Annotated in this window: 11 protein-coding genes; 7 read left to right on the forward strand and 4 right to left on the reverse strand. The window is 71.4% G+C overall.

Features of this window, described 5'->3' with window-relative positions:
• Positions 1–13: 13 nt before the first annotated feature.
• The 4 genes from ACXR8F_RS12680 to ACXR8F_RS12695 all read left to right on the forward strand — a co-directional run bounded on the left by ACXR8F_RS12680 (position 14) and on the right by ACXR8F_RS12695 (position 4,404).
• Positions 14–1,678 carry a nuclease-related domain-containing DEAD/DEAH box helicase gene (locus ACXR8F_RS12680; RefSeq protein WP_458800921.1) on the forward strand — a complete coding sequence of 555 codons (1,665 nt, stop codon included), beginning with the start codon at positions 14–16 and terminating at the stop codon, positions 1,676–1,678.
• Positions 1,679–1,889: 211 nt separating this feature from the next.
• Positions 1,890–2,465: a cupredoxin domain-containing protein gene (locus tag ACXR8F_RS12685; protein ID WP_045190008.1), complete on the forward strand. Its 576-nt coding sequence runs from the start codon at positions 1,890–1,892 to the stop codon at positions 2,463–2,465.
• 50 nt (positions 2,466–2,515) lie between these two features.
• Positions 2,516–2,944, forward strand: a complete 429-nt coding sequence (locus ACXR8F_RS12690) for a hypothetical protein (RefSeq protein WP_458800923.1) — start codon at positions 2,516–2,518, stop codon at positions 2,942–2,944.
• Positions 2,945–3,024: 80 nt separating this feature from the next.
• Positions 3,025–4,404 (forward strand): pyridoxal phosphate-dependent decarboxylase family protein, encoded by a 1,380-nt coding sequence (locus ACXR8F_RS12695; protein WP_458800925.1) that lies wholly within the window; start codon positions 3,025–3,027, stop codon positions 4,402–4,404.
• Between the two features lie 35 nt (positions 4,405–4,439).
• Here ACXR8F_RS12695 and ACXR8F_RS12700 read toward each other — a convergent pair whose 3' ends face one another.
• Complete coding sequence (locus ACXR8F_RS12700; protein ID WP_458800927.1) at positions 4,440–5,798, reverse strand: wax ester/triacylglycerol synthase domain-containing protein; 1,359 nt, start codon at positions 5,796–5,798, stop codon at positions 4,440–4,442.
• 277 nt (positions 5,799–6,075) lie between these two features.
• On the opposite strand from ACXR8F_RS12700, the gene ACXR8F_RS12705 reads away from it, so the two are divergent.
• From ACXR8F_RS12705 to ACXR8F_RS12715, 3 genes are all read left to right on the forward strand, one after another.
• Complete coding sequence (locus ACXR8F_RS12705) at positions 6,076–8,163, forward strand: CARDB domain-containing protein (protein WP_458800928.1); 2,088 nt, start codon at positions 6,076–6,078, stop codon at positions 8,161–8,163.
• A complete protein-coding gene (locus tag ACXR8F_RS12710) occupies positions 8,160–8,615 on the forward strand; it encodes a hypothetical protein (RefSeq protein ID WP_458800930.1) in 456 nt (151 codons plus the stop codon). The genes ACXR8F_RS12705 and ACXR8F_RS12710 overlap by 4 nt, the downstream gene beginning before the upstream one ends.
• A 157-nt stretch (positions 8,616–8,772) precedes the next feature.
• Positions 8,773–9,690, forward strand: coding sequence for a universal stress protein (locus ACXR8F_RS12715; RefSeq protein ID WP_458800932.1), 918 nt, complete (start codon positions 8,773–8,775; stop codon positions 9,688–9,690).
• Between the two features lie 15 nt (positions 9,691–9,705).
• Here the strand turns inward: ACXR8F_RS12715 and ACXR8F_RS12720 are convergent, their stop codons facing one another.
• From ACXR8F_RS12720 to ACXR8F_RS12730, 3 genes are all read right to left on the reverse strand, one after another.
• Complete coding sequence (locus tag ACXR8F_RS12720) at positions 9,706–11,028, reverse strand: nuclease-related domain-containing protein (protein WP_458800934.1); 1,323 nt, start codon at positions 11,026–11,028, stop codon at positions 9,706–9,708.
• Between the two features lie 133 nt (positions 11,029–11,161).
• Positions 11,162–11,716 carry a universal stress protein gene (locus ACXR8F_RS12725; protein WP_052677190.1) on the reverse strand — a complete coding sequence of 185 codons (555 nt, stop codon included), beginning with the start codon at positions 11,714–11,716 and terminating at the stop codon, positions 11,162–11,164.
• On the reverse strand, positions 11,713–13,116 hold the full coding sequence (locus ACXR8F_RS12730) for an MFS transporter (RefSeq protein ID WP_458801095.1): 1,404 nt from the start codon (positions 13,114–13,116) through the stop codon (positions 11,713–11,715). The genes ACXR8F_RS12725 and ACXR8F_RS12730 overlap by 4 nt, the downstream gene beginning before the upstream one ends.
• Positions 13,117–13,380 lie beyond the last annotated feature (264 nt).

Here is a 13,380-nt window from a genome sequence, read left to right on the forward strand (position 1 = left end):
CTAGCCTGCGGCCATGGCACAGGGGGAGGCTGCGCGCTTCGCGCACGAGTCGGAGCGGGTCGTGTGGGAGCGACTGCGGGGCACGGTGGCCGACGGCACGGTCCTGCTGGCCAACGTACGCCTCACGTCGCAGCGCAAGGACCACGAGCTCGACATTGTGGTGCTCATGCCCGACGTCGGCATCGTGGTCGTGGAGGTCAAGGGCGGCAGTGTGTCGGTGGACGCGCAGGGTCACTGGTGGTCCGGCGGCGGCACCCGCAAGAGCCGCGTGCGCCCTGTCGAGCAGTGCCGCGACGGGAAGTACGCGCTGCGTGAGTTCATCGAGGCCGACCCTCGGTGGAGGAACCGCCGCAGCAGGGTGCGGTTCGGCCACGCGGTAGTCGTGCCCTTCACCGACCTCGCCGACGACTTCGCCACGACGGACTGCCCCCGCTGGATGATCAGCGGCAGCCGCGACCTCGACGACCTGGCCGGGCGCATCCACGACGTCGCCGCCATGCAGGAGAACGAGCAGCGCGTCCCGAGCGACGGCGACATAGCCCTCGTCGTCGAGATCCTCACGGGCCGGGGTCGTCCCGTGCCGGACGTCGCGGCCGACGCCGACGAACGCGCGGCGACGGCCGACCGCCTCACGCAGGAGCAGGCCGCGCTGCTCAAGGCCACGCGGCTCATCCCGCGCATGGAGATCCGCGGTGGGGCCGGCAGCGGCAAGACGATCCTGGCGCTGACCCAGGCGAAGGACCTGACGCGGGGACAGGGCGACCGGCCGGCGCAACGCGTGGCGCTCGTCTGCTACTCGATCGGGCTGTCGCAGTACTTCATGCGCCAGCTGGCCGGGGTGCCGCGGCGCCACCACCCGGCGTTCGTGGGCTCGTTCGAGGACCTCGCCAACGAGTGGGGCATCGACACCGCGTCGCACGACCGCAACGACGCGGACTTCTGGGAGCGTGACCTCGCGGCCCGGATGACCGAGATCGCGAGCGGGCTGCCCGACGGCAAGAAGTTCGACGCCGTCATCGTCGACGAGGCGCAGGACTTCGCGGACCACTGGTGGTTCCCGCTCATGAAGGCGTTGCGCGACGAGGACGAGGGTGGGCTCTACGTCTACTCGGACGAGAACCAGCGCATCTTCGCCCGCTTCGGTCAGCCGCCGGTGCCACTCGTGCCGCTCGTGCTCGACCACAACCTGCGCAACACGCAGCAGATCGCACGCGCGTTCGGCCCGCTGGCGCCCATGCGCATGCACCTGCGCGGCGGTGACGGCGCCGAGGTCACCTTCGTGCCGTGCGCCCGCGACGACGCGGTGGGCGTCGCCGACGACCAGGTCGACGTGCTGCTCGCCACGGGCTGGGAGCCGCAGCACGTCGCGCTGCTGACGATGGGGTCACGACACCCGGCACAGGTCGAGCGACAGGAGGCCCAGGGGCACGTCGGCTACTGGAGGTCGTTCTGGGACAACGACGACGTGTTCTACGGGCACGTCCTGGGCTGCAAGGGGCTCGAGCGGCGCGCGGTCGTGCTCTGCGTCAACGCCAAGAACACCGAGCGTGCGCGGGAGATGCTCTACGTGGGCATGTCACGCGCGACCGACCAGCTCGTCGTCGTCGGCGACCCCGACTTCGTCCGCGAGATCGGAGGCAGCCAGGTCGCCGCGCGGCTCGGTCTCGAACCTCGCTGACAGAGGCAACGTGGGTGCGCATGGAAACCGAATTCTCCGTCCGCGCAGGATGATTCGGACGCAAGCGCACTCTGGCCCCACCACACCGAGCGCTTCAGCCGATTCACCGGCAGGCAGTCGTTGAAGCGCGTAGCGTGCGGGGTTGCGATACGTGCGGGCCCTCCCCTCGAGAGCACTCTGCCCCCGACGCCCGCCCCGCAGTGGAGAAGACATGTGGCACAGGAAGATCAGCATCGCCTTGTCAGCCGGTTCTCTCGCAGCACTCAGCGCCCTCGCCCTCGCCGGACCGACCGAGGCCTCGCACCAAGGGGGTGAGCGCGTCAGGATGCACGACGACTGCGACCCTGCGACCTTCAACGCAGTCCTGGGCCCCGGCGCGTGCGTCGGCGACGGGGAGACCACCGTCGACCAGCTCTTCGCTGAGCTGACCGCCACGCAGACCGCCAGGGCATGGAACTTCGACCCGTCCATGCTCACGATCCGAGAGGGCCGTCCGGTCCTCGTCGAGAACAGGGGCGGCGAGACGCACACCTTCACGATGGTCGAGCACTTCGGCGGCGGCTTCGTGGCGCCCCTCAACCAGCTGTCAGGCAACCCGGTCCCGGCCGAGGAGTGCGCCACCACGCTGCCGAACGGCGACCTCGCGCCGAAGCCGCCCTCGAAGGTGAACGTCTTCGTGACCGCCGGGGCGAAGGAGGCCTTCAGCACGGCCCACCTCATGCCGGGCACCTACCTGTTCGAGTGCTGCATCCACCCGTGGATGCGGGTCGTGCTCACGGTCAGGTAGCTGGGGACAACTCCGACGGGGCAGGCCCCAGCCCGGCCACGATGGCGGACATGACCTTCCAGGACCTGCCCCCACGGGCCAGCGAGATCCCGCTCACCGACGTCCGCATGGCCGGCGACGTCATCGACCTCATCATCGGTGAGGCCGACCGCGACAACGGCTGCGTCGGGCTGATGATCTGCGACGAGCAGCACCGCGGCGTCCAACCCGTCGTGCTGCACGACCTGGGCGACGAGACCGGCCCCGATGGGCTGGTCGGCCTGCTCGAGCTCGTGCTGCCACTCGTTGCCGAGAGTCGGGGCTCTTTGCTGGTGTCGCGGGGCCGACCACGCGGGACCGCCGCCGACGACGTCGACCGTGCCTGGCACCAGACCGCCATCGACCTCTGCGCCGGGCACGGTGTCCGTCTGCTCGGCTTCCACGTCGCCACCGGTGACGGTGTCTTCCGGCTGCCCGACCCGCTCACGGCTGCCTCCTGACCTCGCAGCGAGCGGCACCCGCGGCCCGTCCGGCTCAGAGGCCTTGCGCGTGGGGCATCAGGGCGAGGAGCGTGCCGCACATGGAGCCTGATCTCGAGCATCTCTTCACCCGCGCCGCAGCCGAGGGGGCACGCCACCGGATGACCGTCGCCGACCGGCCCGTCCACCCGTACCCCGACCCGGCAGCTCTGGCGCAGGCGTTCGGCGGGCCGCTCCAAGAGGGGCCGACCGCCCCCGCCGAGGTCGTCGACGAGCTCGTCGCGGCCGCCACGCCGGGTCTGGTTGGCACCGTCGGCCCGCGCTACTTCGGCTTCGTCATCGGGGGCGCCTCGCCGGCGGCGACGGCTGCCGACCTGCTCGCGTCCGGGTGGGACCAGTGCGCCTACAGCGCGGCCCTGTCGCCCGCGGCGGCTGCCGCCGAGCGCGCGGCGGCCGCGTGGCTGACGCACCTGCTGGGACTGCCCGCGACCGCGTCGGTGGGCTTCGTCACCGGCGCGCAGGCGGCGAACACGGTCGGGCTCGCGGTCGGGCGTCAGCGCGTGCTGGCCGACGTCGGATGGGATGTCGCGCGCGACGGGCTCTTCGGCGCACCGCCCGTCGCCATCGTCGCCGGCGTCGAGCGCCACGCCACGATCGACAGGGCCGCGCGGCTGCTGGGGTTCGGCACGGCGAGCATCGTCCCGGTCGCGACCGGTGCCCAGGGTGCCGTGGACGTGCCGAGGCTGGCTGAGGCGCTGGAGGCGCTGGGGGGCCGTCCCACCATCGTGTGCCTTCAGGCGGGCAACGTGAACACCGGCGCCTGCGACGACCTGCGCGCCGCCATCCCGTTGGCCCGCGAGCACGGTGCCTGGGTGCACGTCGACGGCGCGTTCGGGCTGTGGGCAGCAGCCTCACCGCGGACCGCCCACCTCGTCGTCGGGCTGGAGCTGGCCGACTCCTGGGGCGTCGATGCGCACAAGTGGCTCAACGTCCCCTACGACTGCGGGCTCGCCATCTGTGCCGACGCGGGGCTGCACGCCTCCACGATGTCGTATGCCGCCGCGTACCTCACTGGTTCGGGCGCCGTCTCCGACTTCGTCCTCGGCGACCTCACCCCTGAGTCATCCAGGCGTGCACGGGGATTCGCGGTGTGGGCAGCGCTACGGGAGCTCGGAAGCGCTGGGGTGGCCGACCTCGTCGACCGGTCGTGTGCGCTGGCGCAGCGCATGGCCCAGCGGCTGACAGCGGGGGGCGCGACGATCCACAACGACGTCGTGCTCAACCAGGTGCTCGTCAGCATCGGGGACCCGGCTCGGACCGACGCCATCATCGAGCGAGTGCAGCGCCAGGGCGTCTGCTGGGTCGGCGGCACCACCTGGCGAGGGCTCCGGCTGATCCGCGTCTCCGTCTCCAACTCGACGACGACCGAGGCCGACATCGACCTCTCGGCAGACGCGATCCTCGCCGCGGCTGCGGAGTGAAATGCGCTCTTGCGCAGGGCCGCCCGCGACACTGATCAGCGCAGCAGCAGGTCCACCTCGTCCCGCAGGTGAGCCATCAGGGGTTCCCGGTCCGCCACGACGTCGGGGTCGGTGACGACGCAGACGGAGAGGGTGCCGGCATACGAGAGCACGTCGAAGGTCACCGCGACGTTGCCGGGCGTGACGGCGATCGGCAGCAGTCGCGTCACCTCGCGACCGCAGAAGGTGAGCCGGTCGGACGGGCCGCGGACGTTGGTGACGAAGGAGTTGACCAGCCGCTGGTGGTCGACGAACCACTGCAGCAGCCCCGCTCGGGCGAGTCCGCGGAAGACGACGCCGAGCGGGGCGGCCGAGGCGGCCCGCGGTCGCCCTCGCTGCTGACGCGTCAGCTCCGTGACGCGCTCCAGCCGGCCGAGGGCATCGGTGCCGACGGGGATCCGGAACGGCACGACCCCGGTCTCGTTCCCGAGCCTGCCGGGCGTCGTCGACGTCCGCGACGAGTAGGGCACGGAGAGAACCACCGAGTCGACCGGCTCGCCACGGTCGGCCAGCGCGCGGCCCATCGCGCCCGCCACGGCAGACAGCAGGAGGTCGTTGAGCGTTGCGCCGTGCCGGTGGGCAGCCGCGATCGCGTCACCGAGCGGGGCGTCGAGGACGGCCACCCGTCGGCGCGGGCCGGTCGGCCGGTTGAACGCCGTGCGCGGGCACAGGCGAGGTCGTTCCCGCCGTGCCCCGAGGTCGTGCAGGCCGGACCGGACGAGACGCAGCCGCGGGCCGACGGACCTGACTCCTGCGAGCCGGTCATGCCACGCCTCCGTCGCCAGGGCGCGGCGGGTCGGCGCGCTCGCGCCCACGTGCGCGACCGGGATCGCCGGCGTGCCGTCGGAGAGGGCGGCCAGGACGGCCAGCCCGCCGATCCCGTCGGTCAGGACGTGGTGTGTCACGAACACGAGCGCGGCCTCGCCCCCGGGGAGGCCCGCGACCCAGTGCGCCGCCCAGAGGGGGCGGTCACGGGGTAGCGCGTGGCAGGCGAGCTCGGCGGCACGGTCGAGGAGAGCCTCGTCGCTCTCCACCTGCTTGAAGGTGAGGTGCCTGGCGACGTCGAACCGGTCGTCGTCGCGCCAGTACGGGCGGCCGCAGCCGAAGGGCGCGGCGCGCAGACGTTGCCGCAGTCGAGGAACCTGTTGCGCCCCATCGCGAACCGCCGACACCACGACCGACGGGTCGAGCCGGGAGCCGCCGTCGACGACGAGGACCGCCGCGATGTTCATGGGGGCCGGGCCCCGGTCGCTCAGCAGCGTGGTGAGGTCGTTCGGCGTGAGGCGCCGGACGGCCCCGTCCCGGCGGGGGTCATCGGTGTCGCCTCCCGGGTGTGGGCGCCTGCCCGAGGCCATGCATCGACGCTAGGCCCGTCACGCAGCCGATCGGTCGGCTCTCGCGAATTTGTCGTGTGTCTGCTGCGTCACGGGGCCTTCTCCCAGCCATCGTCCAGTCTTGCCCCAGCGGAGACCCAGCAGTTCCTGACCACCTCTTGACCAAGCAGTCCGTAGCCGGGCCCGACCCGAACTCGTTGTCCCGGTCGAGCGAGCGCGCGTGTAGTCGCGTCGCCGGTCACCGGACCGAACGCCTCGGGGGTGTTCTTCACACCAGCGGACCCAGGAGCTGCCCCGCATGCCGACATCATCCAGAAACCACCGTTCACGCGCGCTGCCGCTCGTCGCGGCGGCCGGGCTCGTCGCAGCCTTCGGCGTGGCCGCTCCGGCGCTCGCCGCAACGCCGGACTCGGGGTCGCTGTCCGACACGAGCACGAGCGTCCAGTGGAGCGCAGGTCCGTTCGCCGCCCCCAACGTCACGGGGACAGCGGGTGACGTCACGTGCGGACCGGAGCTGTGCGACGACTTCGCGCTGCACGTGTCCACGCCGAGCGGCTACGGCGACACGCACCAGCTCACGATCAAGGTCGGCTGGCCCACTTCCGCCGCCGACTTCGACATCTACCTGCTCGACACGAACGGGGCCGTCCTCGCGTCGGCCGCGTCGTCCTCCGACCCGGAGGTGATCATCGCGCCGCCGACGAGCGGCGACTACACGGTACGCGTGGTGCCGTTCGCGCCGCTCGGTGACACCGTCACGGCGACGGCGACGCTCACCGACCTTCCCGCCAACCCACCGCCCGGCACGGCGACGCCGCCGACGTTCTCCCAGTACGGCGCCCCGGAGTCGTTCGCCCAGGCGCACGATGCCGGTGAGCCGTCGATCGGCAGCAGCCACAAGACCGGCGCGACCTTCTACCAAGCGCTCTTCGGCACCTTCAAGGCGACGTGGGACGACACCGTCTCGCCGTCGCGGGTCTCGTGGGCCGACGTGTCCGCGACGCCCGCCAACGGCTGTGCCACCGGCGGCTCGACCTCGCTCGACCCGATCGGCTTCACCGACCCGGCGACCGGCCGCGTCTTCGAAAGCCAGCTCGCGGGCAAGACCTCACTCATGTGCTACTCCGACGACGACGGCACGACGTGGTCGCCCAGCCAGGGCGGCGGCCTCAACTCCGGCGTCGACCACCAGACTGTCGGCGGAGGCCCGTTCTCTCCCAACGGTGTCGGCCCGCTGCCCACCTCCACCTACCCGAACGCCGTCTACTACTGCAGCCAGGACATCGCCGACGCCAACTGTGCGTCGAGCCACGACGGCGGCGTGACGTTCGGGCCGGCGGTGCCCATGTACTCGCTCCTCGACTGCGGAGGCCTCCACGGCCACGTCAAGGTCGCCCCGAACGACGGCACGGTCTACGTGCCCAACAAGTCGTGCGGTGGCAACCAGGCCGTCGCGGTCTCCGAGGACGGCGGCACCACGTGGTCGGTGCGCAAGGACCCCGCGAGCACGGCCGGGGACTCCGACCCGAGCGTCGGCATCGGGGCCAAGGGCACCGTCTACATGGGCTACCAGGCTGCTGACGGGACGCCGCGGGTCGCAGTCAGCCGCGACAAGGGCCGCACCTGGACCGACGACCAGAACGTCGGGGCCGCGCTCGGCATCCACAACACCGTCTTCCCGGCCGTCGTGGCGGGTGACGACGACCGGGCCTCGTTCGCCTTCATCGGCACGACGACGCCCGGCAACTACCAGGACGCAGCGACCTTCACGGGCGTGTGGCACCTCTACGTCTCGACCACCTACGACGGGGGCAAGAGCTGGGTCACGGTCGACACGACGCCGACCGACCCCGTGCAGCGCGGCTCGATCTGCACGGCCGGAACGACGTGCGGCAACGACCGCAACCTGCTCGACTTCATGGACGCGACGGCCGACAGGACCGGTCGGGTCGAGGTCGGCTACGCAGACGGCTGCACGGGCGCGTGCGCCCAGCCCGGCGGCGCGCAGAACTTCGACGCGTACGCCACGATCGCGCGGCAGCAGAGCGGCAACACCCTCTACGCCGCGTACGACGCCCTGCCCAACCTGACGCCGAGCGCGATGTCGGTGGCGAAGTCCGGCGGGCTCTACGCCACGACCGCGACGGTGGCCAACACCGGCAAGGCAGCGGCCTCGGGCGTCACGACGCGCCTGTTCGTCGACGGGGTCAACGTCGCGACCTCGGTGCCCACCGACATCGCGGCCGGACGCTCGGCAACGGTGGGCTTCCCGGGCGTGCGCCTGGGCAAGGGCACCCACACGGTCGCGGTCGTCGCCGACCCCGACGGGCACGTGCGCGAGTCCGACGAGGCCGACAACCGCCGCCAGACCCAGGTGAGCCGGTGAGAGCGGGCCGCGCGCTGGTCGCGCTCGTCACCGTCGGCGCCGTGACCCTGCTGGCCGGCTGTGCCGACGAGATGGAGGACGCGATGGCCCAGACCGGGTCGGGCTCCACGCCTGCCGCGCTGGTCTGCGCGGCCGACGCGAAGGCCGTCGACCTGCCAGAGGGCTATCCCGCGCAGGCGGTCCTGCCCGACGGGATCGTCGTGACCGGCGTGCAGTCGCGCACCCAGGGACGCACGGTCGTCACCGGTGTCTCCGCGAAGCCGTTCGCCCAGACCCTGGCGGACATGCAGCGGGCCTACTCGACGCGAGGCTGGACCGCCTCCGAGGGGGAGGTCGAGGACCGTGACGCCGAGTCGAACTTCGACGGCAACGGGCTGCGGGGGAGATGGGCCATCCGCGAGATCCCCGACTGCACCGGCAACACCTCGGTGAGCGTCCTGATCGGGAAGTGATCCCTCGGCGGCGGGCGCAGTCCAGCGCTCGCCGCCGGTCCTGTCGCCCAGCGCTTGCATGTCTACGTGGTCACAGGGTGCTGCCGTCGCGCCCGCGAAGCGGGACGATGGAGGTGGCCGGAGCACACGGCCCCGACCGGCATGGAAGGGGAGAGCGATGGGCGCCGAAGCCAGCCCCACGAACACCACCACGAGCCATGGCATCGTCGTCGGATACGACGGGTCCCCCGGAGCACGCCTCGCCCTGGACTGGGCGATCGAGACCGCCAAGCGCGACGACCGTCCGCTGACCCTGATGCACTGCGTGGGCCTGACGATGACCCCGACCTTCCGCGCGTACGACCCCGGGGTCCACGCCCACACCTACGAGGAGCTGTCCCGGGGCGTTCTCGCCGAAGCCATCGACATCGCGTCGGAACAGCTGAGCCGCAAGGACGTCCGGCCGCTCAGCGCGGTCGGCAACGCCTCCGCGGAGCTCGTCGGCGTGTCGCCGCAGGCGGATCTCCTCGTCACCGGATCGCGCGGCCACGGCACCATCTCGTCGGGCCTGCTCGGCTCGACCTCGTATGCCGTCACCGCGCACGCACACTGTCCTGCCGTCGTCGTGCGTGGTCCGGCGGCCGTCCATGCCGGTCCGTCGCACCCCGTCGTCGTCGCCTTCGACGACTCGAAGCCGGCCCAGACCGCCCTGCAGACGGCCATCCAGGTCGCTGCCGCGGCGGAGGCGCAGCTGCACCTCGTGTCGGTCGACAACGTCGGGGGACTGGAGGCGTGGCCCGAGACCGACACCATGCTCGGCCGCGAGGAGGTCGTCGAGTCAATGCACCGGCAGGTCGAGAAGACGGTCCGTGACGTCGCCGACGAGGCCCGACGCGACCACCCTGGACTCGACGTGCGCACGAACGTCGTCGGCGGGCCCGCCGGCCAGGCGATCGCCGGCTACGCGGCAGACGTCTCAGCGGGCCTCATCGTCATGGGCTCGCGAGGCCACGGCGGCTTCACCGGCATGCTGCTCGGCTCGGTCAGCCACCGCGTGATCCACGATGCCCCGTGCCCCGTCATGGTCGTGCGCTGAGACACCCGAGCCGTGCTAGCCCGTGGACCCACGGCGAGCCAGGGCGATGGCGGTCTGCTCGGCCAGCCGCGTCACCGTGCGCTCCGCCGCGGCCTCGGTGGCCAGGGCTTTTCCCTGACTGGCGCCCTCGGGGTAGCTGAACCGGAACGAGACCGAGAATGGCTGCTCCGCCTTGTTGCTCGGTTTCCAGCCGGCGAGCGCCGTGCCTTCGGGCAACCAGGCGGTCACCTCTCCGGGAAGCATGTCGATCCTCGGCTCTTGTGACGCTGTCGAGCTGAGGGAGATCCTGATCCCCAGCCCCGTGCTGACCGTCACGTCGGCGCGCTGACTCGCAAAGCGTGGCTTGCTGAGCCACCACGCGCAGGCGTCGTCGTGACGTGCCTGTTCGACCACGACTTTGGCTCCGGTCGTCCTGGCGATCACAGACCTCGTGAGGGCCTGGCAGTCCTTTCGCGGCGACGCTGGGGTGCTCGCCGACGAGCCCCCGGAGGGTGAAGCCAAGAGCGGCAGCCCTTCCTGGAAGAGCTGTGGAGCGCGCAGCGCCACCTGACTGAGAACCACGAGCAGGCCGAAGCCGGCCAAGGCCCTTGTTGCGGACGGGCGGCGTCGTCCACGCCGCGTCCCGCGATCGGAACCCCGGCTGCCACGACTGCGGCTGGTCGAGTGACGCGCCTCCAGGACGGCTGGCACCGTGAGGGTGGTCGTTGAGACGGGCCCGTCGGGCACCCCTGCTGACGCTGGTGGGTAGCAGTGGTCGATCCTGCGTGCCAGGAGCTCCGCGGAGATCGGGTCTGTCGTCAAGGGCTGGCGACGCAGCCACCTCGCTAGACGGGCGTGAGGCACGATCTCGACGCCGCGAACCCGTTGCGGGCGGAACCTCGCACCGTGGCCCCCGGCGAGAGCGACGACGGGCACCACCGGCGCTCCGAGCGTCTTCTCCATCTCACCCGCGAAGCCGGCGAGTTTGTCGAGCTCGGCGCCCTTGGCCGAGCTGCGGCCGGCGTGCTGCCAGAGGTTGTCGTCGTGCACGCTGAGACCGCCGGCCCAGTTCTTGGCATCGACGAGGAACACCCCACCGGGGCCGACGACGACGTGGTCGATGTTGGTCAGGCTCGTGCCCGGTCGCAGCAGCCGGTCGTGCAGCACGACCCAGCCTCTGGGCAGGTCTCGGAGGGCACGCGTGACGCGCCGTTCGCCTTCGGCACCCGCGGCCCAGGCACCGGCCTGCGTCTCCAACGCCTCTGCCCTGAGTCGGGCCTCGTGTTCACGCTCTCGCTCAGCGGCCGCGCGTGCCCACAGCTCCTCCGCTCGCGCCCGTGCCGATCCACCGTCCGCCATTCCCTCTTCCCCCTGTGCCTGTGCCGCGTCGCGACCTTAGGCGGGGACAGGCAGGCCTCGGGCCCGAATCGGCACAATTCATGTCGATCCGGGCCAGAAGGCAGGTCATGCCTGGGCGTGCGCAGGCCGCCCCTCAGCGCCCCGGTGGGCGCTGGAAGCCGGGGCGTCCCGCGGTGCCGGCGGCACGCTCGACGGAGCGCCCGAGCTTGCCGACCGCCTGGCCGAACGCGCCCGTGCCGCGGCCGCCGAGACCCGGCGGCACGACCACGACGGGGCAGTGCGAGGCGCGAGCGATCCGGCTGCCGAGCCAGCGCGCGCCCACCTCCGTCGAGCGTCCGGCATCGATGACGACGAGGTCGGCCGACCGGCTCTCCTCGAGCATCACCGCTCGCCGCTTGCCGCCGACGACCCGGGTCTCGACCACGTGGTCGTGCCCGAGCACCCGCGCGACGTCCTCGGCCAGCCGCGACTCCTCGTCGGCCAGGGCCCTGTCGTCGGAGACGACCGACGGCACGCGACCCCCGGTCGCGGTCTCGGGGGCGTGCGGGCGCCAGGCCCGCACGGCCACGACCCGCCCGCCGCGGACGGACGCCTCCTCGACGGCCCACCTCAGCGCACCGGGCGACCCGCTCGTGGGGCTCACCCCGACGACGATCGTGTAGGTGCGCCCCAGCGCGGCGAGGTTCATGCCGCGGCTCCCGACTCCTCCGACACCTTGCTCAACGGGTCGGCGATGTCCTCGAGCGACTTGCGCTCGGCGTCGATGCCGATCGCGAGGGCCACGACGCCACCGATGATCATGATCACGGCACCGGCGACGTAGCCCCACGTCAGCGGCATACGGTCCTTGCCCTCGCCGATGAGCGTGCCGTAGAGCACCGGTGCGATCGCGCCGGCGCACTGGGCGATGACGAAGAAGTACGAGATCGCCTGGCCGCGCACCTCGAGCGGGAAGATCTCGCTGACCGTGAGGTAGGCCGCCGACGCACCGGCAGAGGCGAAGAAGAACGAGACGCACCAGAAGATCGTGTGCGTCGTCGCGCTGAGCGCCTGGGCCTGGAAGAGCCACGCCGACACGAGCAGGACGATGCCGGCCACCGTGTAGGTGAAGAAGATCATCTTGCGCCGGCCGATGGTGTCGAAGAGGTGGCCGAGCAGCAGCGGGCCGAGTAGGTTTCCGGCCGCGAAGGGCAGGAAGTAGAGCGAGGTGCCCGCCTTGTCGATCTGGTAGAAGTTGGTCAGCACGAGCGCATACGTGAAGAAGATGGCGTTGTAGAGGAAGCTCTGCGTGACCATCATCGTGAGGCCGAGCACGGTGCGCCTGCCGTAGCGGCGCACGAAGACGTCCCACAGGACCTTCGGGCCCATCGCGTCCTCGGGCTTGACGAGGATCGCCCTGCTGTCGTCGACCTCGGACAGCTCGCCGCCTTCTCGCCGCACGCGTTCCTCGATCTCGTCGACGGTGCGTTCGGCCTCGTCGGAGCGTCCGTGTGTGAGCAGCCAGCGGGGGCTCTCCGGGATGTGTCGGCGCAGGTAGATGATCGACAGGCCGAGGACCGGGCCGATGAAGAACGCGAGACGCCAGCCGAGGTTCTCGGCGACGTTGTCGGGGTTGAGCAGGTAGAGGTTCGCGAGGGCGCCGAAGAAGGCGCCGAACCAGTACGTGCCGTTGATCGCGATGTCGACGCGCCCGCGGTAGTGCGACGGGATCAGCTCGTCGATGGCGGAGTTGATCGCGGTGTACTCGCCGCCGATGCCGAGGCCGGCGATGAAGCGGCAGACCCACAGGAAGCCCATGTTCGGCGCGAAACCGGCCAGGCCGGACCCGACGAGGTAGATCACCAGCGTGATGATGAAGAGCTTGCGGCGGCCCCACCGGTCGGTGAGCCGACCGAAGGTCAGCGCCCCGACGACCTGGCCGATGAGATAGATCGTGCCCGTGAGCCCGACCTGGGCGGCCGACATCCCGAGCGACTTCTGGAAGCCCGACTCCGACACGATCTGGATCTCGAGACCGTCGAGGATCCACGAGATGCCGAGCCCGATGACGACGGACCAGTGGAACTTCGTCCACGGCAGCCGGTCCATTCGCGCCGGCACCAGACTCCTGATCGCACCGTCCGTGCGCTGTTGTGCGACAGCCTCGCTCATCACATCTCCTTTGATCGATCGCTCCAACCGTCGGGCGGGGGCCGTGCGGCGCCACGTCCTCGCCGTCGTGATGCGTACCCCCTGCCGAGTCGCGAGCAACGCACCGTCGGAATGCGCCCATCGCGTATGCCGCCGCGCCCGCCCTCGCGGGTACGTGACTGTCGGGCGACGGCACAGGGAGCCCGTCGGTGACACCAGGAG

This window comes from Terrabacter sp. AAH1 (assembly GCF_054456855.1).